This window comes from Stutzerimonas zhaodongensis, assembly GCF_003696365.1.
Taxonomy (GTDB): domain Bacteria; phylum Pseudomonadota; class Gammaproteobacteria; order Pseudomonadales; family Pseudomonadaceae; genus Stutzerimonas; species Stutzerimonas zhaodongensis.
The window spans coordinates 1-25,611 of the sequence record NZ_RFFM01000011.1 but is presented as its reverse complement, the minus strand read 5'-3'; the positions used below and the strand labels follow the sequence as shown (position 1 = coordinate 25,611).

Annotated in this window: 23 protein-coding genes and 6 tRNA genes; 19 read left to right on the top strand and 10 right to left on the bottom strand. The window is 59.5% G+C overall.

Annotation, left to right across the window (positions count from 1 at the left end; all coding sequences use genetic code 11):
- Positions 1-10 precede the first annotated feature (10 nt).
- The 11 genes from EA797_RS21260 to EA797_RS21210 all read left to right on the top strand — a co-directional run bounded on the left by EA797_RS21260 (position 11) and on the right by EA797_RS21210 (position 6,823).
- Positions 11-85: transfer RNA gene (locus EA797_RS21260), tRNA-Gln, on the top strand.
- A gap of 49 nt (positions 86-134) precedes the next feature.
- Positions 135-209, top strand: a tRNA-Gln gene (locus EA797_RS21255).
- Between the two features lie 49 nt (positions 210-258).
- Positions 259-333 (top strand) — tRNA-Gln (locus tag EA797_RS21250).
- Between the two features lie 49 nt (positions 334-382).
- Positions 383-457: transfer RNA gene (locus EA797_RS21245), tRNA-Gln, on the top strand.
- A 49-nt stretch (positions 458-506) separates the two neighbouring features.
- Positions 507-581: transfer RNA gene (locus tag EA797_RS21240), tRNA-Gln, on the top strand.
- Positions 582-664: 83 nt separating this feature from the next.
- On the top strand, positions 665-1,606 hold the full coding sequence (locus EA797_RS21235) for a ribose-phosphate pyrophosphokinase (RefSeq protein ID WP_019341796.1): 942 nt from the start codon (positions 665-667) through the stop codon (positions 1,604-1,606).
- A gap of 123 nt (positions 1,607-1,729) precedes the next feature.
- Positions 1,730-2,350 carry a 50S ribosomal protein L25/general stress protein Ctc gene (locus EA797_RS21230; protein WP_122168926.1) on the top strand — a complete coding sequence of 207 codons (621 nt, stop codon included), beginning with the start codon at positions 1,730-1,732 and terminating at the stop codon, positions 2,348-2,350.
- A 34-nt stretch (positions 2,351-2,384) separates the two neighbouring features.
- Entirely contained in the window at positions 2,385-2,969 is a 585-nt protein-coding gene (gene pth, locus EA797_RS21225) for an aminoacyl-tRNA hydrolase (RefSeq protein ID WP_122168924.1), read from the top strand.
- A gap of 141 nt (positions 2,970-3,110) precedes the next feature.
- Positions 3,111-4,211 carry a redox-regulated ATPase YchF gene (gene ychF, locus EA797_RS21220; RefSeq protein ID WP_122168922.1) on the top strand — a complete coding sequence of 367 codons (1,101 nt, stop codon included), beginning with the start codon at positions 3,111-3,113 and terminating at the stop codon, positions 4,209-4,211.
- 344 nt (positions 4,212-4,555) lie between these two features.
- Positions 4,556-5,791 (top strand): hypothetical protein, encoded by a 1,236-nt coding sequence (locus EA797_RS21215; RefSeq protein ID WP_122168920.1) that lies wholly within the window; start codon positions 4,556-4,558, stop codon positions 5,789-5,791.
- Between the two features lie 333 nt (positions 5,792-6,124).
- A complete protein-coding gene (locus EA797_RS21210) occupies positions 6,125-6,823 on the top strand; it encodes a DNA-3-methyladenine glycosylase (RefSeq protein WP_122168918.1) in 699 nt (232 codons plus the stop codon).
- Positions 6,824-6,842: 19 nt separating this feature from the next.
- Here EA797_RS21210 and EA797_RS21205 read toward each other — a convergent pair whose 3' ends face one another.
- The 3 genes from EA797_RS21205 to EA797_RS21195 all read right to left on the bottom strand — a co-directional run bounded on the left by EA797_RS21205 (position 6,843) and on the right by EA797_RS21195 (position 9,497).
- Entirely contained in the window at positions 6,843-7,961 is a 1,119-nt protein-coding gene (locus tag EA797_RS21205) for a metallophosphoesterase (RefSeq protein ID WP_122168916.1), read from the bottom strand.
- A 369-nt stretch (positions 7,962-8,330) separates the two neighbouring features.
- Positions 8,331-8,525: a hypothetical protein gene (locus EA797_RS21200; RefSeq protein WP_122168914.1), complete on the bottom strand. Its 195-nt coding sequence runs from the start codon at positions 8,523-8,525 to the stop codon at positions 8,331-8,333.
- Positions 8,526-8,588: 63 nt separating this feature from the next.
- Complete coding sequence (locus EA797_RS21195; RefSeq protein WP_122168912.1) at positions 8,589-9,497, bottom strand: LysR substrate-binding domain-containing protein; 909 nt, start codon at positions 9,495-9,497, stop codon at positions 8,589-8,591.
- Positions 9,498-9,834: 337 nt separating this feature from the next.
- Between EA797_RS21195 and dkgB the strand changes: the two genes are divergently transcribed.
- From dkgB to EA797_RS21175, 4 genes are all read left to right on the top strand, one after another.
- On the top strand, positions 9,835-10,635 hold the full coding sequence (gene dkgB / locus EA797_RS21190; protein WP_122168910.1) for a 2,5-didehydrogluconate reductase DkgB: 801 nt from the start codon (positions 9,835-9,837) through the stop codon (positions 10,633-10,635).
- Between the two features lie 139 nt (positions 10,636-10,774).
- Positions 10,775-10,851, top strand: a tRNA-Met gene (locus EA797_RS21185).
- Between the two features lie 76 nt (positions 10,852-10,927).
- On the top strand, positions 10,928-11,158 hold the full coding sequence (locus EA797_RS21180) for a hypothetical protein (RefSeq protein WP_122168908.1): 231 nt from the start codon (positions 10,928-10,930) through the stop codon (positions 11,156-11,158).
- A gap of 136 nt (positions 11,159-11,294) precedes the next feature.
- Complete coding sequence (locus EA797_RS21175; protein ID WP_122168906.1) at positions 11,295-12,206, top strand: alpha/beta fold hydrolase; 912 nt, start codon at positions 11,295-11,297, stop codon at positions 12,204-12,206.
- A 217-nt stretch (positions 12,207-12,423) separates the two neighbouring features.
- Here EA797_RS21175 and EA797_RS21170 read toward each other — a convergent pair whose 3' ends face one another.
- The 4 genes from EA797_RS21170 to otsB all read right to left on the bottom strand — a co-directional run bounded on the left by EA797_RS21170 (position 12,424) and on the right by otsB (position 16,263).
- Positions 12,424-13,335 carry a DMT family transporter gene (locus EA797_RS21170; protein WP_122168904.1) on the bottom strand — a complete coding sequence of 304 codons (912 nt, stop codon included), beginning with the start codon at positions 13,333-13,335 and terminating at the stop codon, positions 12,424-12,426.
- Positions 13,335-13,982, bottom strand: coding sequence for a carbonate dehydratase (gene can / locus EA797_RS21165; protein WP_122168902.1), 648 nt, complete (start codon positions 13,980-13,982; stop codon positions 13,335-13,337). The genes EA797_RS21170 and can overlap by 1 nt, the downstream gene beginning before the upstream one ends.
- Positions 13,983-14,061: 79 nt before the next feature.
- Positions 14,062-15,471: an alpha,alpha-trehalose-phosphate synthase (UDP-forming) gene (gene otsA / locus EA797_RS21160; RefSeq protein WP_122168900.1), complete on the bottom strand. Its 1,410-nt coding sequence runs from the start codon at positions 15,469-15,471 to the stop codon at positions 14,062-14,064.
- Positions 15,472-15,474: 3 nt separating this feature from the next.
- Positions 15,475-16,263, bottom strand: coding sequence for a trehalose-phosphatase (gene otsB, locus EA797_RS21155; protein WP_122168898.1), 789 nt, complete (start codon positions 16,261-16,263; stop codon positions 15,475-15,477).
- A 185-nt stretch (positions 16,264-16,448) separates the two neighbouring features.
- Here otsB and EA797_RS21150 point away from each other — a divergent pair, with 185 nt between their 5' ends.
- Entirely contained in the window at positions 16,449-16,988 is a 540-nt protein-coding gene (locus EA797_RS21150; protein WP_122168896.1) for a hypothetical protein, read from the top strand.
- A gap of 95 nt (positions 16,989-17,083) precedes the next feature.
- Here EA797_RS21150 and rimI read toward each other — a convergent pair whose 3' ends face one another.
- Genes rimI through EA797_RS21135 form a run of 3 tightly spaced genes read right to left on the bottom strand, consistent with a single transcriptional unit; the run spans position 17,084 to position 19,912 of the window.
- Positions 17,084-17,536, bottom strand: coding sequence for a ribosomal protein S18-alanine N-acetyltransferase (gene rimI, locus EA797_RS21145; protein ID WP_122168894.1), 453 nt, complete (start codon positions 17,534-17,536; stop codon positions 17,084-17,086).
- The gene (locus tag EA797_RS21140; RefSeq protein WP_122168893.1) at positions 17,529-18,368 is read right to left on the bottom strand and encodes an energy transducer TonB; all 840 of its coding nucleotides are present in this window, start codon (positions 18,366-18,368) and stop codon (positions 17,529-17,531) included. Before EA797_RS21140 ends, rimI begins: the two co-directional genes overlap by 8 nt.
- Complete coding sequence (locus EA797_RS21135) at positions 18,365-19,912, bottom strand: 2-isopropylmalate synthase (RefSeq protein WP_122168891.1); 1,548 nt, start codon at positions 19,910-19,912, stop codon at positions 18,365-18,367. Before EA797_RS21135 ends, EA797_RS21140 begins: the two co-directional genes overlap by 4 nt.
- Positions 19,913-20,099: 187 nt before the next feature.
- Here EA797_RS21135 and mksB point away from each other — a divergent pair, with 187 nt between their 5' ends.
- The 3 genes from mksB to mksF all read left to right on the top strand — a co-directional run bounded on the left by mksB (position 20,100) and on the right by mksF (position 24,951).
- Complete coding sequence (mksB, locus tag EA797_RS21130; RefSeq protein ID WP_122168889.1) at positions 20,100-21,341, top strand: Mks condensin complex protein MksB; 1,242 nt, start codon at positions 20,100-20,102, stop codon at positions 21,339-21,341.
- An 83-nt stretch (positions 21,342-21,424) separates the two neighbouring features.
- Complete coding sequence (mksE, locus tag EA797_RS21125; protein WP_122168887.1) at positions 21,425-22,111, top strand: Mks condensin complex protein MksE; 687 nt, start codon at positions 21,425-21,427, stop codon at positions 22,109-22,111.
- Complete coding sequence (gene mksF / locus EA797_RS21120; RefSeq protein ID WP_122168885.1) at positions 22,108-24,951, top strand: Mks condensin complex protein MksF; 2,844 nt, start codon at positions 22,108-22,110, stop codon at positions 24,949-24,951. The genes mksE and mksF overlap by 4 nt, the downstream gene beginning before the upstream one ends.
- Positions 24,952-25,611 lie beyond the last annotated feature (660 nt).

Sequence of the window (25,611 nt, the reverse complement as noted above, 5' to 3'; positions counted from 1 at the left end):
TGTACGTTACAGGGGCGTCGCCAAGCGGTAAGGCACCAGGTTTTGATCCTGGCATGCGTTGGTTCGAATCCAGCCGCCCCTGCCATAACCTCTCGGGGTTAGTACAGCCGCAACACAGTCAAGGTTACATCTACAGGGGCGTCGCCAAGCGGTAAGGCACCAGGTTTTGATCCTGGCATGCGTTGGTTCGAATCCAGCCGCCCCTGCCATAACCTCTCGGGGTTAGTACAGCCGCAACACAGTCAAGGTTACATCTACAGGGGCGTCGCCAAGCGGTAAGGCACCAGGTTTTGATCCTGGCATGCGTTGGTTCGAATCCAGCCGCCCCTGCCATAACCTCTCGGGGTTAGTACAGCCGCAACACAGTCAAGGTTACATCTACAGGGGCGTCGCCAAGCGGTAAGGCACCAGGTTTTGATCCTGGCATGCGTTGGTTCGAATCCAGCCGCCCCTGCCATAACCTCTCGGGGTTAGTACAGCCGCAACACAGTCAAGGTTACATCTACAGGGGCGTCGCCAAGCGGTAAGGCACCAGGTTTTGATCCTGGCATGCGTTGGTTCGAATCCAGCCGCCCCTGCCAAACATCATGAGAGCTGTTCAAGACGCCTGGCCTTTTGAACAGCTTTTTGTTTCATCGGATCCACCCTCAGGCAGGTACTGCGCGTGTCCAAGATGATGGTCTTCACGGGGAACGCCAACCCCGACCTGGCCCGGCGTGTTGTACGTCAGCTGCATATCCCCCTCGGTGATGCCTACGTCGGTAAATTTTCCGACGGCGAAATCAGTGTCGAAATCAACGAGAACGTTCGCGGTAAGGACGTATTCCTGATTCAGCCGACTTGCGCCCCCACCAACGACAACCTGATGGAACTGGTCGTGATGGCTGATGCCTTCCGCCGCTCCTCAGCCACCCGCATCACGGCCGTTATCCCGTACTTTGGCTATGCCCGCCAGGACCGCCGCCCGCGTTCCGCTCGTGTGCCAATCAGTGCCAAGGTCGTGGCAGATATGCTGGACGTGGTGGGTGTCAATCGCGTGCTTACCGTTGACCTTCATGCCGATCAGATCCAGGGCTTCTTCGACATGCCCGTGGACAACATCTACGGCTCGCCGGTACTGGTCGACGACATTCAGGCTCAGCGCTTCGAAAATCTGATGATCGTTTCCCCTGACATTGGCGGCGTGGTGCGTGCTCGCGCTGTCGCAAAGTCGCTGGGTGTAGACCTGGCGATCATCGACAAGCGTCGCCCGAAGGCCAATCAGTCCGAGGTGATGCACATCATCGGTGATATCGAAGGCCGTACCTGCATCCTCGTCGATGACATGGTCGATACCGCCGGCACTCTGTGCCATGCCGCAACTGCTCTGAAAGATCATGGCGCGTCCAAGGTCTTCGCGTATTGCACTCACCCTATTCTGTCCGGTCGCGCCATCGAGAATATCGAAGGCTCGGTGCTCGACGAACTGGTCGTGACCAATACCATCCCGCTGTCCGCAGCGGCTCAAGCTTGTACTCGTATTCGCCAATTGGACATCGCGCCAATGGTGGCTGAAGCGGTTCGCCGTATCAGCAATGCTGAATCGATCAGCGCGATGTTCCGCTAAGCCAAAAACTTAGCTCTTCGCGTCGAACGAAAATGTGCCCCGCCTCGTGCGGGGCTTTTTGCCCAACCGCCGATAGCGCTGGTCGCGAGTGCATCGGGCGCGTTGTAATCCTGGAGAAACACAATGACTGATTTCACTCTGAATGCCCAAGTGCGTTCCGACCTGGGGAAAGGTGCGAGCCGCCGCCTGCGTCGTAACGCCAACCTCGTTCCAGCCGTAATCTATGGCGGCGACAAGGCTCCGCAATCCATCAGCCTGCTGCTGAAAGATGTGACCAAGCTGCTGGAAACCGAAGCCTCTTACAGCCACGTGCTGACCCTGAATGTCGACGGCCAGAGCGAATCCGTTCTGATCAAGGCGCTGCAGCGTCATCCGGCCAAAGGCTTCGTCCTGCACGCTGACTTCGTTCGCGTCGTCGCAGGCCAAAAGCTGACCGCCACCGTCCCCCTGCATTTTATCAACCAGGAAACTTCGGTTGGCGTTAAGCAGCAAGGCGGCGAAATCCTGCACAACATCAACGAAGTGGAAGTTTCCTGCCTGCCGCAGGATCTGCCAGAGTTCATCGAAGTCGACATGGCCAACGTTGAAGTCGGCCAGGTTCTGCACATGACCGACATCAAGCTGCCGAAAGGCGTCGAGCTGGTCGCTCTGGCACACGGCAGCGACCTGCCGGTTGCCAATGTTCATGCTCCGCGCGTGAGCAAAGAAGATGACACTCCGAAAGAAGAAGGCGCTGCCGAGTAATCTACTCGCAAGCATCTGAGGAAGGGCCTCTGTCGTGACTGCCGTGAAACTGATCGTCGGCCTGGGTAACCCAGGCCCCGAATACGACCAGACCCGGCATAACGCAGGGGCCCTTTTCGTTGAGCGTCTGGCTGCCCATAAGGGCGTCAACCTCAGCGTCGATCGTAAATACTTCGGGCTGGTCGGCAAGTTTCGCCACCAGGACGAAGATGTCCGCTTGCTGATCCCCACCACGTACATGAACCGCAGCGGTCAGGCGGTAGCGGCATTAGCCGGATTTTTCCGAATTCCTCCCGAGTCCATCCTGGTTGCCCACGATGAACTCGATATGCCCCCTGGTATCGCCAAGCTCAAACAGGGCGGCGGTCATGGCGGGCACAACGGGCTTCGCGACATCATCGCCAAGCTTGGCAATCAGAACAATTTCTACCGCTTACGTTTGGGTATCGGCCATCCTGGGCACAGCAGCCTGGTTACCGGCTATGTCCTGGGCCGAGCGCCGCAAACCGAGCGGGAGAAGCTGGACGCCAGCATCGATTTCACTTTCGACGTGCTGCCCGAAATACTGGCCGGTGACTGGACGCGCGCCATGCAGCGCCTGCACAGCCAGAAGGCCTGATACGGTGCGGCAGGCACGCTAAAGAAGACAAGCAACGGCTGTACGGAAGGCTGTAGCACTACAGCTATCACGAGGCCGTTTAACGCAATTTGGCAACGCCGGTAGCGCATCAGCTGCCAGCCAATACCGAGGCAAGACACCATGGGATTCAATTGCGGCATCGTAGGTCTGCCCAACGTCGGCAAATCCACCCTGTTCAATGCGCTGACCAAATCCGGTATCGCTGCGGAAAACTTTCCTTTCTGCACCATCGAACCGAACAGCGGCATAGTACCGATGCCCGATCCGCGCTTGCAGGCCCTGGCCGAAATCGTCAAACCAGAGCGTGTGGTGCCCACAACCATGGAGTTTGTCGACATCGCAGGGCTGGTCGAAGGCGCATCGAAGGGTGAGGGCCTGGGCAACAAGTTCCTGGCCAACATCCGCGAGACCGACGCCATCGCCCATGTCGTTCGCTGCTTCGAAGACGAGAACGTCATTCACGTCTCCAACTCCGTCGACCCCAAGCGTGACATCGAGATTATCGAGCTCGAACTGATCTTCGCTGACCTCGATAGCTGCGAAAAGCAGCTCCAGCGCGTAACCCGCAATGCCAAGGGCGGCGACAAAGAGGCCGTTGCGCAGAAGGCGCTGCTGGAAAAACTGATCCCGCATTTCTCCGAAGGCAAGCCTGCCCGCACACTGCTTAAGAAGCTTGGCGAGGAAGAGATTCAGCTCGCCAAAGGCTTTCACCTGCTGACCAGCAAGCCGGTGATGTACATCGCCAACGTCGCCGAAGACGGTTTCGAGAACAATCCGCACCTGGACGTCGTTAACGCCATTGCCGCCGAAGAAGGCGCAGTCGTGGTGCCGGTGTGCAACAAAATCGAAGCGGAGATCGCCGAACTGGATGATGGCGAGGAAAAGGATATGTTCCTCGAATCCCTCGGCCTTGAAGAGCCCGGACTGAACCGCGTCATCCGAGCTGGATACGAGTTGCTCAACCTGCAGACCTACTTCACCGCCGGTGTCAAAGAAGTTCGCGCATGGACCGTGAAAGTCGGCGCAACCGCTCCGCAAGGCGCCGCCGTCATTCACACCGATTTCGAAAAAGGCTTCATCCGTGCCGAGGTCGTCGCCTACGCCGACTTCATTCAGTACAAAGGCGAAGCGGGCGCCAAGGAAGCCGGTAAGTGGAGACTGGAAGGCAAGGAGTACATCATCAAGGACGGCGACGTGATGCATTTCCGCTTCAACGTCTAAGCAACATCAATAGCAGTACCGTGAGGTTTCCCAACCTGACGAGTACGAGAAGGCCGTGCACTAGCGCGGCCTTTTTTTCGGATCTAACCCAGCGTATCCGGCGCAGCCATCCTTCATCGTTACGGTGGCACGTCCAAAGAAGACTAGGCGTGACGCGCTCATCCCGGCGCTTACTATTGAGCCTAATCCTGCTTTATCAATCGAACAGTGGATATTCCTGGCCGCGTCAGCGCGAGCATGATGGTGCGGGATAACTCGGGGTCCGTTCCGAACGCACCACCCAGCCATAGTGCAGTGGGCGCATCATTGAGTTCGTAGCAGGCGCCCCTCGCCGGAGATACGTCATGCGCACGCTCAAGCCGCTTGCCCTTGCACTCATTGCTGCAATGTCCTCACAGGCATTCGCTGCACAACACTCCGTCGACGTTGATCAGTCGGGGGTTTCCCTGGAAGCCACAGTCACGCAGACAGCTGGCTTCGAGAACTCGATATCCATCATCCAAAGCGGGGTTTCCAACGAAGCGGTTTCATTCCAGCAAAGCGGTATAGCCGACTCGATCACCCAATTTCAGCAAGGCAGTTCGAATTACAGTGAGGCGCGTCAACTGGACAACACCGTGACGGGGCTTTCAATCGACAACTCAGTCCTGCAGCACCAGGCGGTAGGATCCGGGAATGTAGCTAACGCCACACAGACCAATTCAACCGAGAGTGTCATCTCTCAAGACCAATATGGCAGCTCGAACTCTGCGCAAGGAACCCAGTCTAGTTCCATCGGCGCAGAGCTCTACCAGCTGCAGATAGGCGACAGAAACTCGGCTATCACGATCCAATCGTTTGCCGAATCGCAATCCAGCAGCACTCAGTACGGTAGCGACAACATCAGCTATTCGTACCAGGACAACACTTTGGGCGGCGCGGCCTTTATTTGGCAGGATGGCAGCGAGAACGACGCCACAGTCACGCAAATTTACGGCAGCGTTTCCGACGCCACGGTCAAGTCATTCGGTATAGGCAATATGGCGAGCCTGAGACAGTTCTCTGCGATCGCCTCGGACGCTCAGGTTGAAAGCGTTGGCAACCATAACAGCGCTACAGTGAGCCAATCCGGCATCCTGATGAGATTTTCAAGTGAGCAACGCGGCGATCGCAATCAGGTCACAGCCACACAAAGTGGCCGGCAAAATACGGCGACTTCCTCCGGGACTGGCGATGACAACACCATCAACCTAGTACAAACGGGCAGAAACGGCCTTATTGCCGTAGTGCAGTCTGGCGACCGCAATACTGCCAACCTTACGCAGAACGCGGTCGGCAACGAACTGAAAGCAGTGATGACTGGAAACGACAACAGCATCGTGACCATTCAGGTTGGCGCTGGCGAAGAAAACAAGCTAGATCTGGCGCAGGACGGTGACAGCAATATCATCCAGGCCTCGCAATTCAACGAAGGCCATTACGCGCTTGTCAGCCAAGGAGGCACGGCGAACGCGGCAGACATTTCGCAGTACGGGACTGGCAATAGTGTGAGCATCATCCAGAGCGGCTCCTCCAACACGGGGCGTGCAACGCAACGCTAACCTTATATGCGCGGCAGCTGCGTTACAGCCGGGCCGGTATAAGCCCGAAACGTACGGCTGCCGTCTCAACGAGCACAACGGTGAGATGGCCTCAGAAAGGGTGCTTTCACTGCGTGCCGCCAGTTAAGGACTCGCCTGTTCGAGAAGCCCGCCAGACGCCTCGCAGACTTGGGCGTCCGTTATTCAGAGGATCAGATCCCCTGTCCTTGAATGCTGATTTAAGGCCAGATCAGGGCATTTGTCTGACGACCGGCACGAAATACGTTCATCGATTGCGGAATATTCGCTTCGCTTATCGGTCGGAAAAACAGACCAGCCGAAGCCGGAGCCCTGATGAACAGCCTTACCGAACCGCCGCAGCAACACCTCGACGACAGTTTTTTTGATCGTGACGCGCAGATCGTCGCTCAGGAACTGCTGGGTACCGTCATCCGCCACTGCGTCGACGGGCTCTGGCTATCGGCGAGAATCATCGAGACCGAGGCGTACTACGTCGACGAGAAAGCAAGTCATTCCTCGCTCGGCTTTAGCCCTTCGAGACGTGCCATGTTTATGCCGGCTGGTCATCTGTACCTTTATTACTCGCGCGGCGGCGATTCGCTTAATTTCAGCGTCCAGGGCGAGGGCAACGCCGTGTGCATCAAGGCGGGCTATCCGTGGGTCGATCTGCTGTCCTGCGAAGAGTCCATCGAACGTATGCGCACTAACAGCCCGGCTGCTGCCGGTGGGCCGCGTCCGCTGACACGCCTCTGCTCCGGACAGACGCTGCTGTGCAAGGCGCTGGGCCTGACCGTCACGGAGTGGAACGCCCAACGCATGGACCCGACACGACTGCGCGTGGACGACATTGGTGCGCGGCCTGACATCGTCCAGACCACCCGCCTCGGCATTCCCACCGGACGCGACGAGCACCTGCCCTACCGCTTCGTCGATGCCGGGTTCGCCGCACATTGCACACGCAACCCGCTACGCCGCGGACAGATCGAAGGCCAGGATTACGCACTGCTCAGGCGCGAACTGCTGGCCGGCTGATTGCCGAGCGGCTGCCCCCCTAAGCGCCAGAGAAACTCAGCTGAATCCGGGTAATTTCCGACGGGGCACCGAAACGCAACGGCGGCCCCCAATAACCCGTACCGCGGCTTATGTAGATCTGCATGCCCCCGGCATGCTGCAGACCCGCCACCCAAGGCTGCTGCCAACGCACGAAGTGCATCCATGGCCAGAACTGGCCGCCATGGGTGTGGCCGGACAGCTGCAGGTCGCAGCCCGCCGCCAACGCCGCCTTCGCTGAACGCGGTTGATGCGCCAACAAAATGCGTGGCACATCGACAGGAGCGCCCGCAAGTGCCGCCACCGGATCGCTCTTATGGCTGGGCCTGAAGAGCTCGGCCGAATAGTCGGCAATGCCCGCCAACACCATGCGGCCGCCATCATGCTCAAGCACCACGTGCCGGTTCAGCAGTACCTTCATGCCCAAGCGTTCGAACTCGGCGATCCAGCTATCGGCCCCCGCGTAGTACTCATGGTTACCGGTGACCACGTACACGCCGTGACGAGCCCTGAGCTGCCCCAGTGGCGCGAAGTCATCGGCCAGCTCAGCGACGCTTCCATCCACCAGGTCCCCTGTAATAACGATCAGGTCGGGAGACAGGCTGTTAACACGTTTTACGACAGCGTCGATGTAGCCCTGCTTGATGGTCGGGCCAACGTGGATATCAGTGAGCTGCACGATGCTGAACCCCTGCAGCGCGGTGGGTAAATTCCGCAAGGCAATAGTTCGCTCCGCAATTGCGGCCGTTCGCCGGGCATTGATCACACCGAACAGGGTCACTACCAGCACCGCAGCGATGACAGCTAAGGCCGATCCCTGGGCAAGCTCTGCCGACTCGCTGCTGAGCAGCGACGCAAGTGCCAGCACGAAGGCTCGAACCAGAGAAAAGATCGCCAGGCTGGAAAAAATCCCCATGGCCAGCAGCCCCGACCAGGCCAGTAGCGCGTTGCCGCCTCCGCGTACCAACACGCCATAGCGCATCAGCACTGCAGAAAGCGTGAGATAGCCCCACGCCAGCGCGGACCCAAGGAGCCCCAGGCTCAAGTCCGGAATCAACGTGACGCCGACGAATACATGCAGACCAATCAATAGCACTCCAACCAACAACCGCCTGTTCATGCATCACGTCTCTTGAGAGTAACTCTGGAAAGCGACCTGCTATTAAATGGATGAGCCCAACTGGCAAAGGGCGAGCGAACCTGCTGGCGACATGTACAGCATCGCGTGTCACTCAGCGCGGTCGCCTTAGCAAATCGGTATGCGTTGGAAGGCAGCCATCGTCAGTGCCGGCGCCCGCTCAGCCGTCGAAGCGCGTCCTTGCACGCGCAATTCAAACATCGTTAGTGATATTTGACACTCGAAGCTGGCCGCCCTATTCCGACCGCCCTTGACGCGAAGCCGACCCTTTTTCGTTGCGCGGTATAACGCAGATTCGCAGCGCCGTCGCATGGGCAGCACTACGAAGTCCTCCATCCATCGTCAGCGAGCCTACATCACACCCTGATCAGGCATCGGATCTGGCGGCGGCGGTGCTTTCTCAAGCTGCTCTAGCACCTCATCAGGCAAGGTGTCGCCGTCATCCAGCTCGGTATCACTCTCGGCGTCATCGAGGTCATTCAGGGGCGATTCATCAGCTAGCCAGGGATACAAGGGCTGATGGCTTGGGAGGGAAATGTTCAGCATGGAAGTGTCCTCACATAGGTGTCTATCAATTAGGCAGGAACACCCTCCCTTCGTTCGGACCGGTCATCCGTGGCGTGTCCAGGCCTGCTCACCCAGGCACTCGCTCAGGTAATCGAGGAAACAGGTGATGCGCGCCGACAACGCCGTATTGCGGTAATACACCGCGTGAATCGGCTGCAACACGTGGGTATTGGCATCGGGCAGGATCTCCACCAACGCTCCCTCGGCGCGGTCTCGTGCCGTCATGAAATCCGACAGGCACGCAACGCCTTCGCCCGCCAGCGCAAGCTGCCGTACCGTCTCACCGCTTGATGCCCAAACGCTCGGCACGATCGACCAGGCTTCACCAAGCGAATGGCGCAGCGGCCAATGATTGAGACTTTCCGGCTGGGTAAATCCGATCAGACTATGGTTTTCCAGGTCTTCCACCTGCTGCGGAGTGCCGCGTCTCGCCAGATAGTCCGGGCTGGCTACCGCCCGAATCCGGCTGCGGCCCAAGGGGCGGGCATGCAAGCTGGAGTCGCGCAGAGGGCCGTGGCGCAGCGCGAGGTCCGTGCGATGCTCCAGCAGATCGATGATCTGGTCGCTGCTGTGCAGCTCGAGCTCGATGTCCGGATAGCGTTCGCGAAATCCGCCCGTCAGCGGCACCAGCACATGCAGCATGAATGGCGCCGAGGCATTGACCCGCAACCGTCCGGCCGGCTGCTGTAACCGGCGCGACATCTGCTCTTCAGCCTCTTCAACGGCCTCGAGAATGCGCCGCGCCTGTATTAGAAAGGCTGCCCCCTCCTCCGTCAGCTCGAGGCGACGCGTTGTGCGACGCAGCAATGTCGTGGCGAGCTTTGTTTCCAGCCGGCTCAAGGCACGGCTGACACCCGAAGCGGTCCGCCCGAGTTGTACCGCCGCGCTTGAGAGGGAGCCGGTGTCAACCACTGCCGTAAAGGCCTGCAACTCGTCCAGCGTGGTTTTCATCTGTGACTCCCAGTCAATTGTGTTTGGCCCGTGGCCCGGTTTATCCGCAGGAGTCTGCGGTACAGACTGCACGCAAGCAATTCAGCGAACGTGTTCGCGGCCGCGGCACGCAGCGGACCATCGAGCTCAACAGCCCCACTTCGCCTGGCGAGGCACACCCGGTCCGTCGGGCAGCACATGGATCAAGTGGAGTGCACCTAGGTCAGATCTCGGACACCGAGACCTCATACACATGGGTCAGCTCGTATTCATCCCGGCGCATTGGCCGCTTCCATGACTCGCATTCGGCCCCAAAAGAATTCATCACCACGGCCTCAATCAAACCAGGAGACCTTTCATGACCATTCCCGCTTTCGGCCTTGGCACCTTCCGCCTCAAGGGTCAGCAAGTTATCGACTCGGTGAAAACGGGACTCGAACTCGGCTATCGCCACATCGACACGGCGCAGATTTACGACAACGAAACCGAAGTCGGCCAGGCCATTGCCGAGAGCGAGGTGCCCTGGGACGAGCTGTTCGTCACCACCAAGGTCTGGACCAGCAACCTCGGCGCGGACCGCCTGCTCCCAAGCCTCGAGGAGAGCCTGAGCAAGCTGCGCCTGCAACAGGTCGATCTCACCCTCGTGCATTGGCCCTCGCCGAACGACGAACTCGCTGTTGCCGACTACCTGACGCGCATGATGGAAGCCAGGGAGCGCGGCCTGACCCGCGCCATCGGCATCTCCAACTTCACCATCGCCCATATGCAGCAAGCCATCGACGCCATCGGCGCCGAGAACATCGCCACCAACCAGGTCGAGGTGCATCCCTTCCTGCAGAACCGCAAGGTGACCGACTTTGCCCGCAGCCAGGGTATACACATCACCGCCTACATGCCGCTGGCCTACGGCAAGGTGATGCAGGACGAGGTGCTCAAGCGCATCGGCGAAGCCCACAACGCCAGCCCCGCACAGATCGCCCTCGCCTGGCTCTTGCAGCAGGAATTCGCTGTGATCCCCTCCTCCACCAAGCGTGAGAACCTCGTAGCCAACCTTGCGGCGCAAGAGCTGCGCCTGAATGACGATGAGATGCAGCAGATCGCCGCGCTAGACCGTAACGACCGCCTGGCGAACCCCGGCTTTGCCCCCAAGTGGGACTGATCTGCTGCAGAACGGACGTGCCATCGCGCACGCAACAGGGGCCAAACGGCGGCGCTGCATAAGCATTTGAAAGACGGACGAAAAATCACGGAAGGAGGGTTGACAGGCACAGGCGCGACGCGAATAATGCGCGCCACTTGGCTACGTAGCTCAGTTGGTTAGAGCATAGCATTCATAATGCTGGGGTCCGGGGTTCAAGTCCCTGCGTAGCCACCAAATTCAAAAGGGTTCAGCGAAAGCTGAACCCTTTTTTTGTGCCCGTCGTTCAGCCAAGCACCACCGAGAGCGCACCATGAGAGACAGCTTCGACAACATCCGCGCCGAGCGCGAAACGCCCTACCACATCGCCGCAGCGACCCCTTCCAACCAATACACCGGGCTCTGGAAACAGATCGCCATCGGCATCGTCGTGGGGCACCTATCGTTGGGGCTGATCGGGATTGTGATTTGGATGGTTGCGGCGCAGGTGCTTGTTGGCGATTTGCAGATCGTCATGCCGTGGGCGGGCACGCACGCTAACTGATCGGACACTCAGCACAGCTCCCGTGGCGAATATTGGGTCAGCTGGTTCGACGGTTTCGTGGCTTGTTCATACGCCCTTTAGTGGCTACTTTTATGCCCCCCCTGATGTCAGTGAGTACCACTCCCAAAGGCAGCCCATGCGTATAAGAATGATCCTTGCGGCACTAGGGACCGTATTGTCGATGGTTCCCACACTGGCACTGGCAGCGCCAGGTGGTTCGACGCCCTTGCTCTCCGGGGAGGTGACTCAGGACCGTATCTCCGTGGTGGTCGAAGGGACTGGAGCAGATGTGATACTGATTCCGGGACTGGCGTCGTCGCGTGAAATATGGGCAGGCCTAGTCTCAAAGCTACGGCAGAATCATCGTCTCCATCTCGTACAGATTGCAGGCTTCGCGGGCTTGCCTCCTGTGCCTAACCAAGAGGGAGTGGTCGCGGCGCCGACAGCCGACGCAATCGCCGCGTACATCGAGCGCCAGCGCATCGAGGCGCCGGTGATCATTGGTCATTCATTGGGGGGTGAGGTTGCTCTGATGCTGGGTGCCCGTCATCCAGACCGAGTCGGAAAGCTGATCGTCGTCGATGCGCTGCCGTTTTATACGCTGTTGTTCGATCCTTCTGCGACCAGCGAAACAGCGACTCCACAGGCTGCACGGATGCGCGATGCGATGTTGATGGCATCGCCCGAACAGAACGAAGCCATGCAGAACGCATCCATTGCCCGTCTCGCTAAAACCGAAACGCACAGGCCAAGCCTCGTCGGCGCGGCGATCAAGTCGGATCGCGAGACCGTAGCCGATGCCGCGTATGAATTGATGACCACGGACCTGCGCCCCGAGATTGGTCGTATCAAGGCGCCAGTCGAGGTCATCTATGCCTACGATGAGCTCTACGGCGTGTCCGCCGTCAACGTCGACGCAATGTACCGTAGCGCCTATGTCTCGATCCCTGACGTCAGCTTCAGCCGCATCGACGGCAGTTTTCACTTCGTCATGCTGGATCAACCCGAACGCTTCTCCAGTGCAGTGATGAAATTCCTCGCCGAGTGAGAAGTGGCCGTCGGGTTTGCTGAGCGGAGAATCGTGAGAGGCGCAGGAATTGTTTACCGCACCTGCCCCGACTATCCATTACTTAGCCGGAAGCAGACTGCCGCAAGTGCCGGGTTCGAAAAGTAGCTGCCCAAGGCGGCGAGCTTAGGAACAGCGGGTTGCGCTCGAACGAAGCGCAAGGTCTGAATCGCGCGCTTCTTAATCGACCGGAGCGGTGTCAGCGCGCGGCGCTGCGCACCGTGGTACGGGTAGCGAGCAGCAGGCCGGCGAAGATCAGCCCGCCGCCGATCCAATGGAATGGTTGCAACCCCTCCCCCAGCAGCAGCCAACCGAGAATCGCAGTAAACACTGGCATCAAATAGGTCGCCATCGATGCCTTGGCCGCGCCAACGATTTTGACGCCGTGGTTCCATGACAGGTACGCCACCAGCGAGGCGAAGATAGCTGTGTAGGCGATTACCGAGAGGTTGGTCAGACTCGGTGCAAATCCCCCTACATGGCTTAGCTCGACGAGGTAGAACGGCAGAATCAATGGCGTGCCCAGCAACATCAGAACGCCAAGCAAGGTCAGTGGCGGCACTTGCAGAAAGCCCGCCCAGCGCCGCAATGACAAGGTGTACAGCGCCCAGACCAGTACGGCCGCGAGCATGATCAGATCGCCTGTCTTGAATGCGAAATTGGCAAAAGCTTCCCAGCTTCCACGGCTGATCAAATAGACCAGCCCGCCAGCAGCTACGCTCAGGCCAAACCAGGCACGCCGGGCCGGCCACTCACCCAGCAACAGCCCGCCCCCGATAAAGGTGAACAGTGGCAGGCAGGTGTTGACCAGGGTGAGGTTGATTGCCTCGGTACTTTGCGCAGCGGTGTACAACAACGAGTTGTAACTGCTGACGCCCAGCGCCGCGACGACAGGTAGTCGCCAGCCCGCCGCGCGTAATGTCGCCCGATGGGCCCAGATCGAGCGCGCAACGAACGGCAGGAGCAAACAGGTCGCAAGGGTCCAACGCCAGAACGCGAGGCTCAGGGGCGGAATCTCGTCATGGAAAGCGCGCGCGACCAGAGCGTTACCCGCCCAGCAGAGCACGGCCAGCAGCAGGCCTGCGAAGGCCCATCCTTGACGCGTCCCCATCAGACCGGCCGACGCGTGCGCAGGCGGTACTGCGGGGGTAGCTGATCAAGGCCGCTGATGGTGACGTTAAGGTCTTTCCAGATGCCATCCTTGATGCCGTAGATGCAGCCATGCACCGACAGCGGCTGGTCGCGATGCCAGGCGTTCTGGACGATATTGGTGTGGCTGACGTTGGCGACTTGCTGAATCACATTGAGCTCGCAAAGACGATCCACCTGAGCTTCCTCGGTCGGAAAGATGCCGATGTGGTCGCGGTGCTCGTAGTAGAGGTCGCGAATAGTGCGCAGCCAACCATCGATCAGGCCGAGCTGGTCATCGCGCATTGCAGCGCGTACACCACCGCAACCATAGTGGCCCGTGACAAGGATATGCTTCACCTTGAGCACATCGACGGCGTACTGGATCACCGACAGGCAATTGAGATCGGTATGCAGCACCACATTGGCGACGTTGCGGTGGACGAAGAGATCGCCTGGCAGGAGACCGACGATTTCATTGGCGGGCACCCTGGCATCGGAACAGCCAATCCAGAGGTATTCCGGCACCTGCTGCTTGGCAAGCTTGGTAAAGAACGTCGGATCTTCTTCGAGGATCGCCTCAGCCCAGCGCGCGTTGTTCTCGAATAACTGTTGAAGCTCGTTGCTCATCGCCCGCCCCTTCCATTCCGACACGCACGTTACGAACCGGTCGGCGTTTTGACAAGCACGCCAACCGGTACGTCACGTCTTATACGGCAAACAGCGGATTCGACGGGACTTCGGCTCTCGGGCGGGAGGAGAAAGCACGCAGGTCGCGCAGGAAGTTGTCGCGCCATGCATCCAGATCCGCGGCGCGAATGGCGCGCATCATGTGTTCGTAGCGATCCTTGCGTTCGGTCAGCGACATGCGCATGGCTCGGTCGAGGGCTTCGGCCATGCCAATGCAATCGTAGGGGTTGATGATCAGTGCGGAGGTCAGTTCACGCGCGGCCCCGGCGAAGCGCGACAAAACCAGGACGCCAGGATTTTCAGGGTCTTGCGAGGCCACGAACTCCTTGGCAACCAGGTTCATGCCGTCTCGTAAGGGAGTGACAAAGCCGATATCGGACTGACGGAACAAGCCCATCAGCGAGCGGCGATCATGGCTTTTGTTGAGGTAATGCAGCGGCGTCCAATCCAGGTCAGACAGCCAGCCGTTGATATGCCCGGCTGCGCTTTCCAGCTGCTGCCGGATGTTCTGATAGGTTTTCACGTCAGACCGGGACGTGGGCGCTATCTGGATGAATTCAACGGCGCGGCGGTGCTCCGGGTAGCGCTCGAGAAACGCCTCATAAGCCTTGAATCGCTCGACCAGACCTTTGGAATAATCCAGCCGATCCACACTGATGATCTTCTTGCGGTCGACGTCCGTGGTGCGCCGCATTGGTTTGCTACGCCCCTTGTAGGACTCGGCGAGCTTCTGAATTTCATCCGGCACCACGCCAATGGGATAGACCCCGGCGCGGAAGTTCTGACCATAAGCTGTCAGGCTGCCATCGGATTCGAGGATGCCGCGCACTTCACGCGTCATGTAATCCTGAAATGCCAGACGATCCGTTTCGGTCTGGAACCCGATGAGATCGTAGAAGCACAGCGTTTTCAGCAGCTCATTGTGCGGCGGAATGACGGTGAGAATTTCCGGCGGCGGAAACGGAATGTGCAGGAAGAAGCCGATGCGATTGCGGATGCCAAGCTGACGGCAGGCTTCGGCAAAGGGGATCAGATGGTAGTCGTGGATCCAGATGATGTCGTCGGGTTCGAGCAGTGGCTTGAGCTTCTCCGCCAGCATTGCATTGACCCGCCGATACCCTTCGTATTCCTGGCGGTTGTAACGTGCCAGATCGATCCGGTAATGGAATATCGGCCAGAGCGTGGCATTCGAGAAGCCACGGTAGTACTGGTCGTAATCCTGCTTGGTCAGCCCCATGGTGACGTAGGTGATGTTGCCGATGGTCTCGCTATTGGTTTGTGGAGTGCTGCTTACGTCGCCGCTCCAGCCAAACCAGATGCCACCGGCCTGACGCAGGGCGTCATATACACCGACCGCCAGCCCGCCAGCAGCGACCTTTCCCGGTTTGATCGGCGCTACCCGGTTGGAAACCACTACTAGTCGGCTCATCGATCATTCTCGCTTCAGTCTGGTTTCATTTGATTGTTGCGGCTGCTCGGCCAGGGCGCCGAGCAAGCCTTCAAGCCATTCACCGACGGCTCCTACCGACTCGAGACGCTGGGTGGCTTCGGTCGGCCCCTCACCTACCTTGATGGTGATTCCGCCCAGTTCGTTGACGACCTTGAAGCCGGCTTCGTCTGTCAGGTCGTCACCCACGAATACGGGTACCTGCCCTTTGAAAGGCGACTCCTGCATGAAGGTTCGGATCACCTCCCCCTTGCTGGCACCGCGTGGTTTGAGTTCGAACACGCACTTGCCAGGCTGCAGGGCCAGCACGTCGCCGTAGCGCTCGACAAAGCTTTCTGCCAGCTCGCGCGCCTGCTGTTCCAGCTCAGGCGCAAGGCGGAAATGCAGCGCAAAGGCGACGGTCTTGTTTTCCAACGACAGGCCTGGATGCTTAGCGCATGCCTGCTCAAGTTCCCGGTGGATGGCATTGAAGACATCGTCGTCCAGGGCCAGATTGTGCATTTCTCCGGCAGCGGTACGGCGCTCGGCGCCGTGCACGCCGGCAGCGGGAAGCCGCAAAGGTAAAAGCAGATCGTCTAGCTGGCTGAGCGGTCTTCCGGATATCACCGCCACGGGTATCTCACTCAGGTGCAGGTGCTCCAGGGCGATCAGCGAGCGAGGCGGGATGGAAACGAGTTCGGGACGCGGCTGAATTTCAGCCAGCGTGCCGTCGACATCGAAGAAAAAAGCGCAGCGCCGGACCTCTAGCCCGGGTCGGTCATTTGGTTCGTTCATGCTCCTTGAGACTCCGGATCGTCGATGGTGGTTCGCAATTTTTTGTAGCACCACAAGCGCTTACGCGCTGCCAGGGATCATTGCAGCTTGGTTCATAAACCCGAAGCCGGCCAGCGGTATCGCTGAATCTTCACCGAGGCACCGGGTCACAATCTGCAAGAACGCAGCTCACGCAGGAGGTTGTCATGAACGATCAGAAGCCCTACACCCCCACCGAAATCGACGACACCGAGGACCGCATGGGCTCCATCGAGCAGCTCGATTTCGACCAGCGCCGCGACGACCGCAAGGGCCGCATCGGTGACGAAGTACCGCTTGAAGAGATCGAAAACGAATACCCCCCAGAGCGGGTCGCGGAGGCCGGAATGACCACTGGCGAGGTACCTGACGGCGACACGACCATGGATGACATGGCGCCGGAAACCTTGATCAAAGAAGACGGTGCACGTTCACCCAACGAACGTGGCCATGGCGGGCCGGCTGATCAGGAGTTGAGCGAAGTGTCCGCGCACAGCATCGGCGCGGATGTTGACCTTGACGAGGCCGAAGAGGGTCGCGTCCATCCACTCGATGGCAAGCCGTGGGACGGCCCGGCGGACGGTGATGAGGATACCGGGCTGAGTAGCGGCGACGCCGTGCTACACGAGAATGATGATTTCATGGACGATGAAGAGCTCGAAGGCGACGCCCCGCTGGATTCCGGGCGCGACAAGCAGCCACGTTAACGGCCGCTCCCGGCGCATCGCGCCGGGCCTTTGCCGCACTCCAGACACGAGAAAGCCCGGCTCGCATGACCGGGCTTGTTATGTGCGCTTCCAGATCAGTCGAGCAACGTGCAGGCCATTACCAGCGCATCCTCGCGCCCATCGGCGGATGGATAGTACCCGCGACGCCGCCCTATCTCGTTGAAGCCATAGCGCTCGTAGAGCCGGTAAGCAGATGTATTGCTGGCGCGCACTTCAAGAAAACACTCCCGTCCGCCACGCTCCTGAGCACGCTGCATGAGGTGCTCGAGCAGCCGCAGCCCAAGCCCGTGACCCTGGCTCTGCGGCTTGACCGTGATGTTGAGCAGATGCGCTTCGTCGAGGATGACGTTGATCACCCCGTGGCCTACCTGCTGCTCGCCTTCGAACATGACCCAGCACTCGTAGGCACTCAATGCGTCGGTAAACACACCGCGGGTCCAGGGGTGGCTGAAGGCTGCGTATTCTATTTTCAGGACGCTTTCCAGGTCCTCCGCAATCATCGGCCGAAAACTTACTGCATCAGTCATGAACACTACTCGCGGACTCAGTCAAACCCACCACCCATCTCGGCATACTGCGGCGCATGGCCTTCCATAATTGCGCTTTGCTGCCCGGCTGTTCCATCAACTGCTCAAGGCCGGGCATGGTCAGCGCGACGCCAAGGCCTTCGACGGTGAGCTCGCGATAGCACGCATCGGGATCGACTTCCCCGGCGAAACGCAGCGCCGGCGCACCAATCAGCCAGAGACACGCACAATCCATTTCTTCCAGCTCGGCAGCTACCACACCCTGAACATAGTCACGTGCGGCCTCGGCGCCCTGATCGATACTGCCGCGATGCAGCAATGGCCAACGTATTGGCTCGCCGTCACCGACCTGCTGCGGTTTGTCCGGCAGCTTGGCAGCACGCAACAGATCCTTGAGCAGGATGTACGCCGGGTCCCTGCTCTGAAAGGACTCACCGGTGGGCAACTCAACCAGCAGCACCACGTTACCCGCTCGTAATAGCTGCAACGCGAAGCGTGGTGGCGGCACAGCAGGTTTCTGCTCGACAGCGGGCGCCTGCTCATCACTGACAGCCTTTTTCCTGGATTCAGGCATCGCTATGCGTGGCAAGGCGGCACGAACCGCATCAGCAGCGGGGCTCGCCGTGGCTGAGTTCGCCCCCTTGGGCGCTGGCGCAGCCGGTGCGGCTTCCGGCTGTTCAAGCTCAATGACCGGTGCAGGCTCAACGTCGGTATCGTCGAAGGACAGCAGCTCCGGGCGCGATGGCGCGGCGAAGGGCAGCTCGGTCCGGGGCAGCCAGGTCGTGATCTGCATGGCGTCGAGAAAGGCTCGACGCCGACTTTCAGTAATCAAACGCCAGCCACCTGTGGATGAGCTTTAGCACCGACCTGCATCAGGTTCAGCGCATTGAGGTATGCCTTGGCCGATGCCACGACGATGTCGGTATCGGCGCCATTCCCATTGACGATCCGCCCGCCTTTTTCCAGCCGCACCGTGACTTCGCCCTGCGAGTCGGTGCCCTTGGTGATGGCATTGACTGAATACAGTTGCAGCGTGGCGCCCGAGTTGGCGACAGATTCGATGGCCTTGAAGGTGGCATCGACCGGCCCTGAACCCTGTCCGGACGCGGGCATCTCCTCGCCGTCTACGTTCAGGACCAGCTTGGCGTCCGGCACTTCGCCAGTCTTGCTCGCGACTTCCAGCGTGACCAGCTTGAAGTGCTCGTGCATGTCTTCGGCGAGCGTGTCGGACACCAGCGCCTGCAGATCTTCATCGAAGATCTCATGCTTCTTGTCGGCCAGCTCCTTGAAACGGGCAAAAGCTGCGTTCAGCTCGCCCTCTCCAAGCAGAACGATGCCCAGCTCTTCGAGTCGCGAACGGAACGCCGCGCGCCCGGAATGTTTACCCATGACCATCTTGTTGGCGTTCCAGCCCACCGATTGCGCGGACATGATCTCGTAGGTTTCACGATGCTTGAGCACACCGTCCTGGTGGATACCGGATTCATGCGCAAAGGCATTGGCGCCGACGATGGCCTTGTTCGGCTGCACCGGAAAACCGGTGATGCCAGACACCAGGCGGGAGGCGCTGAGGATATGTTCGGTCTCGATGCGGGTATGCACGTCGAGCAAGTCCTGGCGGGTCTTGATCGCCATGACGATCTCTTCCAGCGCAGCATTGCCAGCGCGTTCACCCAGTCCGTTGATGGTGCACTCGACCTGCCGCGCACCCGCGACAACCGCCGCCAGCGAGTTGGCCACGGCCAGACCCAGGTCGTTGTGGCAGTGCACGGAAAATACGGCCTTGTCGGCGTTGGGGATGCGTTCGAGCAGCTGGCGGATCATGTCGGCGTACTGGTGCGGAATGGCGTAACCGACCGTGTCCGGGATATTGATCGTTCGTGCGCCTGCGTCGATGGCCGCTTCGATGATTCGGCAGAGAAAATCGATTTCGGAGCGGCCAGCATCTTCGCAGGAGAATTCAACGTCGGCACACAGGTTGCGCGCCTTGGTCACCGCCCGCACGGCCTGTTCAACGACCTGATCCGGCTGCATGCGCAACTTGTATTGCATGTGGATCGGGCTGGTGGCGATGAAGGTGTGGATACGCCCGGAATTGGCACCCGCCAATGCTTCGGCCGCGCGCTCGATATCGGCATCGACCGCACGCGCAAGGCTGCAAACGGTGCTGTCCTTGATGTTATCCGCGACCGCTTTGACGGCCGCAAAATCGCCTGGGCTGGCGATGGCAAACCCGGCTTCGATCACGTCCACTTTCAAGCGTTCGAGGGCCTTGGCGATGCGCAGCTTTTCTTCGCCGGTCATGGAGGCCCCGGGGCTCTGTTCGCCGTCTCGCAAGGTGGTGTCGAAGATGATGACGCGGTCGTTGCTGCTCATGTCGAACTCCTCTTGGCCAGCCGTGCGGACTCAGGCGGCACCTCAAGTGTGAATTGTGGCCGGAAACCAACAAAGCGGGAAGGCCGAGCGCCTCATTGAGCCAACCCAGTGATCGGTACGGGCTGATTTGCACCAGGCCCAGGCAGTACAATTGCCGGCTATTTCGCAGCCGACAGAACCGATTCAGATGATCGAACCCAAGCGCGTACTGCGTGCACTTGCCGAACACTGGACGTTGCTAGAGCCGCTGTGCGAACGCTTCGATACCGGCACATTGAGCCTGGTCGAACTCCGCCACCAGCTCGCCGCGCAGTTGCCGGAAGGCACACCCACCGATATCACCGCCCTGCTCGATCAGTGGATCCGCCTGGATATCCTGGTGCCTGTGGCGAAAAGCCCGAACCGCTTCGAGCTGAACGCACAGATCCATGACTTTCTCGCTTATCTGCGCCGCGAGCACCGGCTGGGCCTGTGCCTGGAGATCGAAGCCTACCTGCGCCACCTGGAGCGCCTCGCCGGACACATCCAGGACGCCTTCGAGATCCGCGACGGTCAGGACCTCGCCCGACAACTACGGCTGCTCGACATGCGTGTGCGCGACGTGCTGAAGAAGCTCGCCAACGACGAACAGGCTCTGATTGGCGTGGCCGACCGAGCCAAAACCAGCGACCGGCAGATCCCGCTGCGGCAGCGTTATGCAGAAGTGCTGGCGACCTGGGATGAATACGTCGAGCCGATGATTCAGCTGGTCGCAGCAGATGGTGCGTTCGAGCAAGGCGTGTACCGCGTTGAGCAGGTGCTGATGAAGCTGCTCGGCGAACAGCAGCGACTGGGGCAACTGGTCGACGATGACCTACTGCTGCGCACCCATGCGCGCATTCTCGACATGCAGAGCACCGCTCAGCTAACGCTGCGTCACGCCCGGGAGCTATTGCTGCCACTGCGCGAAGAAGCGCGCCGGCATAACGCCGTCACGCGTGGGGCCGCGCTGGCCTTGTCAGCCATTCGCAAGAAAGGGCTGGATGCAGTGCCTCAGGCTTCGCTACCGCTATTCACTCGCCCGCAAAGCACCTTCCTGGGAACGGCCAGCCAAGTCGAAGCCTACGTTTATGCATTGGCCCGCTTCGAGCCCAAGCCGGCGCAATTCCCGCGCGCTGGCAGCAAGCGCAAGGCCGACACCACGCGTTCGCCGCTTACCGCCCGCGAAATGCTCGACCGTTGCGAGCAGGCCCTGCCCTTACCAGACCTGATGCAGTGGCTGCTTGAGCAGGAGCCTGAAGGCGCCACCGATGAATTGCTCTACTGGTTTTCACGCCTGTCGCGTGATGCACGCTTCCAGCGCGACCGTCTGGAGCGGCGCGAGTACCTGACGCGCGAGCATCAGGTCAGCCTCAGCTCATTCGCCCTGCTGGCTCACACCGATGCTTGAGCTACACATCGCCCGTACCGTTTTGAATCCATGTTGTGAAAAGCGCATCGCGGTTTTCACCACACGACCGACCCGAGTCCTGTATGAACATTGATCTGAAAGAACTAACCCAGCTGGCACCGATCTTCCGCGAGCTGTTCAAGGGTTACCACCTTTCCCGGAGCGAGCCGGAGTGTTACGCGCAGCTTTCCAACATGCAGGACCAATACCGAGCGCTATTCAAGGCGCTCGGCTTCGAGCTGGTCTGCGATCCGCGAGGGTTTTACTACTTCGTTCCTGAACAGATGGGTGCACAGGTCAACAAGACCGCCCAGCGCCTGGCGCTGTTCACATTCATTCTCGTTGAGCATCTCGCGGACCAGGGCCGCGATCCGCTCGCTGTGCTTGATGGCGGTACTCTGGGCCGTGACGAGCTGCCGTCCTTGCTGGACAAGTACCGCGACCTCTTCCTGCAGGCAGAGGTGACGACCCAGGACGAGCTGGAAGAGAAGATCATTCGCCGCCTCAGTCAACTGGGTTTTGCCGAAGACAGCAACGGCATATACCGCTTCCTGCCGCCCATGCACCGCTTCCTCGACGTCTGCCTTTCCGTCCAACAGGACCGCGATCTGGCCGCAAGCCTGCACAGCAGTGATCTCTCACTGCCGGCGCCGCAGTTGATCGCCGAAGAGGAAGAAGAAGAGATCATTCTGCTGGATTACCCGGAAGATGAATCCGAAGAAGACGCGCTGGCGCGAGCCATCGCTGCAGAAAAGGAGCTTGAAGCATGAGCCAGGAACGCTACGGTATTCGACGCTTCGCCCTCCTGAACACGGCGGGCTACAGCCTCGGCATCTTTCCGCTGGAAACTCCGCTGTCGGTCTATGGCGCTAATAACCTCGGTAAGTCTGCATCGATCAACGCTTTGCAGTTTCCGATTCTGGCGCGCATGTCGGACATGAGTTTCGGCAAGTACAGTCTGGAGCAGTCGCGCAAGTTCTACTTCGCCAGCGACACCAGCTACATCCTCGTCGAGGTCGCCCTCCCCCATGGCCCACACGTGATTGGTGTGGCGGGTCGCGGACCGGGTGGCGGATTTGGCCATCAGTTTTTCGTCTATCAGGGGTCGCTGGACCTGGACCACTACCAGCAGAACGGTACATGCCTGCGTCAGCGCGAGCTCTTCGCCAACCTAGAGCGCGCCGGTATCAAGGCGTACGAAGCCAAACCTGATGAACTTCGTCGGTTGCTGGTGGGCGGCCACACCTCGATACCGCTGGACATGACACTGATCCCACTGCGCTCAACCAGCGAGCAGAGCCTCAAGACTTTCCGCGCACTGTTCATCAATCTGCTGCACATGCGCGAGATCACCGCAGCCAAACTAAAGCAGCTGTTTCTCGACGCGTTCGAGCACAGCCTGCGGTCCGGCAGCGTGGACTACATCGCTGCCACAGAGGAGGCCTTCCGCGATGTGCGCCGCATGGAGCAGGACTATCAGGCTCTGGTGGCCGCCGGCCCGCTGGTCGAAGCGCTTGCAGCTGGAGTAGCGCAACGTGAATTGTTGCGAGGCAAGCTTCATCGCTTGTCGCCCCTGCTCGATTCGCTCCTCGGCGCATGGCAGGACTACTCAGGCGCACGCAAGGAAGAGTTGGTCATACAGGCCGAGCACTACCGCCGGGAACAGGATGGTCTGCAGCAGGAGCAGCGCGGCAGCACGGCGGAACTGATGCGCCTGGAGCGCGAAATCAGTGACATTCAACGCTGGCTGGGCGAATTGTCCGTGCTGAAGAACCGCTTTGCTCTGGTTGACGATGCCCGGGTACTGGAACAGCAGCTGCTCGTAGCCAAGGATGCCCACGACGAGCTGGCTGGCGCGCTGTCTCAATCCCGCCAATTTTCCAGCGAAGACCTGGACGAGCGCGTGCGGGATCTGGAAAAACGGCTCAAGTCGGTGCGTCAGCAGCTGGACCACGCGGATAACAACAGCTACTCCCGGCTGCGCGAAGAGTTTTCCCAGGCGGACGTCGATCGACTGATGCGGTTGCTCAACGGCCAGTTGTTCAGTTTGCCGTTGGGGGAAAAAGGCATCTCGGTCGATGATGACGACGCCTGGGTCAAATCGCTCGAAGCGGTGCTCGACGGATTCAAAGGTGAGCGTTTCGAGGCACCTGGTCTATCCATCGATCTGTCCCACATCGAACCACCTGCATTACAGGCGCTGGCGGATCGCGCAGCTTTGCGTGATCAGAAGGACCGACTGGAGCGCGAGTTAAAACAACTCAAAGCCCAGCATTCTGTTGCCGTAGACAGGGCTGCGAGCAAAGCCCAGGCCGAGCAGTTCTATCAAGAGGTCCTCGACGCACAAAAAGCGCTGGAGGATTTCCGCCGCTGTCAGACGCTGTCTGCAGAAGAACAGACGAAGCTGGAACATTTGGCGCAAGCCGAAGCAGCCCAGGATGAGCTCAAGCGGACCAGCGATGCGTTCACTGAGCGAGTCCAGCATTTGTCAGCAAAGCTGCAACTCGTGGGCCGCCAGCTCGCGGACCTCGAAGCCAAGGAGCGTACGCTTGAGGACGCGCTTCGTCGTCGCCAGCTGCTGCCGACGGATCTCCCTTTCGGTACCCCCTTCATGGACCCAGTGGATGACTCGCTGGAAAACCTGCAACCGCTGCTCAACGACTATCAGGACAGCTGGCAAGCGCTTCAGCGTGTCGATGGTCAGATCGAAGCCCTTTATGCGCAGGTTCGCCTTAAGGGAGTCGCCAAGTTCGACAGCGAGGAAGATCCAGAGCGTCGGATGCAGCTTTTGGTGAATGCCTATGCCCACCGCCAGGACGAAGCGTTGACGCTTGCCAAGGCGCGCCGAGCGGCTGTAACCGATATCGCCCGCACGCTGCGCAATATTCGCAGCGATTACGATAGCCTCGAGCATCAGCTGGCCCTGTTCAATCGCGAGATCAACAAGAGGCAAGTGTCGAACCTCGAAAGCTTCCGCATCGTCCTGGCACCCAACAAGGACGCGCTAAAGCACATAGATCAGATCATCCACAGCGCTGGTCAATACGAGCAGGGTGAGACGCTGTCAGTATTCGATCTGCAGCAGAGCAACGAACAGGACAGCAAGAACGAGGAAGCCAAGGAATACCTGGCGCGCCTGGTGGCTGCCAACAACAACCAGCTCGGCTTGAAGGATCTGTTCGAACTCGCGTTCGAGATCACCAAGGTAGGTGGCCAGCCGGTCATTCATACGGATATCGATGGCGCAGCATCCAACGGCACCACGATGACCATCAAGGCGCTGACCAACATGTATCTGCTGCTTCACCTGATGGATCGAGAACAGGCCGGACGTATACGCCTACCCTACTATCTGGACGAAGCAGCCGATATCGACGAACGTAACCAGCAAGCTCTGATCGAAACCAGCCTGCAGTTGGGTTTCGTACCGATTCTGGCTTCGGTCAAACCGCAGGTTTCGGCGCATGTCGCCATTGACCTGGAAGGCGGTAGCGGCCCGAGCGGCATCTATATCGACGAGGCGGACTGGAAGTTGATCAAGCGCCGCGAGCCAGCGGCTCAACCGAGTTCAGTTGCACCTGCACAAAAGACGACCGAACCCACCACCTAAAGCCCCGATCGTCGTACTCGGTAACCATCCCGAGTACGACACGGCGGCTCCGCAGCACCTATCGCTCGCCACTATGAAGAGCGGCAGCGCGCACCGACACGCAGGCACCCTTGCAACCTTCGTAATACGCGCCTTATCCAAATGCCTGCTTAGGCTTGCTAGCCGCTACGGCGGAAAGCGTTATTCGAAGGCATCTCATGGAAAGCAGGCCTTTTGAATGGACTCGTTTAAGAGCCTGGACCGATTGCCACCTGATGCAGCTGCACTGGCGAAGCGTTCGGATCGCGTGCCAACGCACGCTGTCTGACCCGGTCCGTGGATCAAGGCGCAACCAGGCTTCGTTACGTATCAACATCGATGTTCAGCGGAGCTCGACAAAAGTTGATAACCCACCAGTCAGTGAGGACGACACGTACTGCCATAGCTTCACTTCTTAGTGAGCAATCTGAACCGGCAAGACAGTCGCCTTCGGCGACCGCAGCTCAAGGACAGGTAGATAGCTCTAGCCAGTGATCAGGTAAGGCCCGATGCGAGATTTACGATATGCAGCCTTATGGCTTGCTGAGCCTATCGAAGACCTGCCCGCTGCTATTCAGCAACGCACGGGCCGCAATCAGAGCCTGGTTTTTTATCAGGCGGCAACTTTTCTTGGCCCAAAGA

Coding starts and splice junctions, on each gene's coding strand:
- EA797_RS21230 (WP_122168926.1), top strand. CDS start 1,730: ATGACTGATTTCACTCTGAATGCCCAAGTGCGTTCCGACCTGGGGAAA.
- ychF (WP_122168922.1), top strand. CDS start 3,111: ATGGGATTCAATTGCGGCATCGTAGGTCTGCCCAACGTCGGCAAATCC.
- EA797_RS21215 (WP_122168920.1), top strand. CDS start 4,556: ATGCGCACGCTCAAGCCGCTTGCCCTTGCACTCATTGCTGCAATGTCC.
- EA797_RS21210 (WP_122168918.1), top strand. CDS start 6,125: ATGAACAGCCTTACCGAACCGCCGCAGCAACACCTCGACGACAGTTTT.
- EA797_RS21205 (WP_122168916.1), bottom strand. CDS start 7,961: ATGAACAGGCGGTTGTTGGTTGGAGTGCTATTGATTGGTCTGCATGTA.
- EA797_RS21200 (WP_122168914.1), bottom strand. CDS start 8,525: ATGCTGAACATTTCCCTCCCAAGCCATCAGCCCTTGTATCCCTGGCTA.
- EA797_RS21195 (WP_122168912.1), bottom strand. CDS start 9,497: ATGAAAACCACGCTGGACGAGTTGCAGGCCTTTACGGCAGTGGTTGAC.
- dkgB (WP_122168910.1), top strand. CDS start 9,835: ATGACCATTCCCGCTTTCGGCCTTGGCACCTTCCGCCTCAAGGGTCAG.
- EA797_RS21180 (WP_122168908.1), top strand. CDS start 10,928: ATGAGAGACAGCTTCGACAACATCCGCGCCGAGCGCGAAACGCCCTAC.
- EA797_RS21175 (WP_122168906.1), top strand. CDS start 11,295: ATGCGTATAAGAATGATCCTTGCGGCACTAGGGACCGTATTGTCGATG.
- EA797_RS21170 (WP_122168904.1), bottom strand. CDS start 13,335: ATGGGGACGCGTCAAGGATGGGCCTTCGCAGGCCTGCTGCTGGCCGTG.
- can (WP_122168902.1), bottom strand. CDS start 13,982: ATGAGCAACGAGCTTCAACAGTTATTCGAGAACAACGCGCGCTGGGCT.
- otsA (WP_122168900.1), bottom strand. CDS start 15,471: ATGAGCCGACTAGTAGTGGTTTCCAACCGGGTAGCGCCGATCAAACCG.
- otsB (WP_122168898.1), bottom strand. CDS start 16,263: ATGAACGAACCAAATGACCGACCCGGGCTAGAGGTCCGGCGCTGCGCT.
- EA797_RS21150 (WP_122168896.1), top strand. CDS start 16,449: ATGAACGATCAGAAGCCCTACACCCCCACCGAAATCGACGACACCGAG.
- rimI (WP_122168894.1), bottom strand. CDS start 17,536: ATGACTGATGCAGTAAGTTTTCGGCCGATGATTGCGGAGGACCTGGAA.
- EA797_RS21135 (WP_122168891.1), bottom strand. CDS start 19,912: ATGAGCAGCAACGACCGCGTCATCATCTTCGACACCACCTTGCGAGAC.
- mksB (WP_122168889.1), top strand. CDS start 20,100: ATGATCGAACCCAAGCGCGTACTGCGTGCACTTGCCGAACACTGGACG.
- mksE (WP_122168887.1), top strand. CDS start 21,425: ATGAACATTGATCTGAAAGAACTAACCCAGCTGGCACCGATCTTCCGC.
- mksF (WP_122168885.1), top strand. CDS start 22,108: ATGAGCCAGGAACGCTACGGTATTCGACGCTTCGCCCTCCTGAACACG.